Source organism: Streptomyces sp. NPDC043952 (assembly GCF_056435325.1).
Genome location: NZ_JBWKES010000084.1, coordinates 1 through 1049, shown reverse-complemented (window position 1 = coordinate 1049; position 1049 = coordinate 1). Strand labels below are relative to the sequence as shown.

Sequence of the window (1049 nt, the reverse complement as noted above, 5' to 3'; positions counted from 1 at the left end):
TTCTCGTGACTGCGTGCCTTTTGAAGAATGAGCCTGCGAGTTTGCGGTGTGTTGCGAGGTTAACCCGTGTGGGGAAGCCGTAGCGAAAGCGAGTCCGAACAGGGCGGTTGAGTAGCACGCTCAAGACCCGAAGCGGAGTGATCTAGCCATGGGCAGGTTGAAGCGGAGGTAAGACTTCGTGGAGGACCGAACCCACCAGGGTTGAAAACCTGGGGGATGACCTGTGGTTAGGGGTGAAAGGCCAATCAAACTCCGTGATAGCTGGTTCTCCCCGAAATGCATTTAGGTGCAGCGTCGTGTGTTTCTTGCCGGAGGTAGAGCACTGGATAGGCGATGGGCCCTACCGGGTTACTGACCTTAGCCAAACTCCGAATGCCGGTAAGTGAGAGCGCGGCAGTGAGACTGTGGGGGATAAGCTCCATGGTCGAGAGGGAAACAGCCCAGAGCATCGACTAAGGCCCCTAAGCGTACGCTAAGTGGGAAAGGATGTGGAGTCGCACAGACAACCAGGAGGTTGGCTTAGAAGCAGCCACCCTTGAAAGAGTGCGTAATAGCTCACTGGTCTAGTGATTCCGCGCCGACAATGTAGCGGGGCTCAAGCGTACCGCCGAAGTCGTGTCATTCACACAAGAAGCCTCAACGGGTGTGTGGATGGGTAGGGGAGCGTCGTCTGCCGGGTGAAGCAGCACCGGAAGGTAGTTGTGGACGGTTGACGAGTGAGAATGCAGGCATGAGTAGCGATTCACACGTGAGAAACGTGTGCGCCGATTGACTAAGGGTTCCTGGGTCAAGCTGATCTGCCCAGGGTAAGTCGGGACCTAAGGCGAGGCCGACAGGCGTAGTCGATGGATAACCGGTTGATATTCCGGTACCCGCTGTGAAGCGTCAGACATCGAGCATCGTGATGCTAAGGCCGTGAAGCCGCCCTGGAGCCTTCGGGCGAAGGGGAGTGGTGGAGCCGCCGGACCAAGCGGTTAGTAGGTGAGTGATGGGGTGACGCAGGAAGGTAGTCCATCCCGGGCGGTGGTTGTCCCGGGGTAAGGGTGTAG

Annotated in this window: 1 rRNA gene; it reads left to right on the top strand. The window is 57.7% G+C overall.

Annotated features, from left to right (window positions below):
- Positions 1 to 1049: ribosomal RNA gene (locus AC069R_RS34100) — 23S ribosomal RNA — on the top strand; the annotation flags it as partial.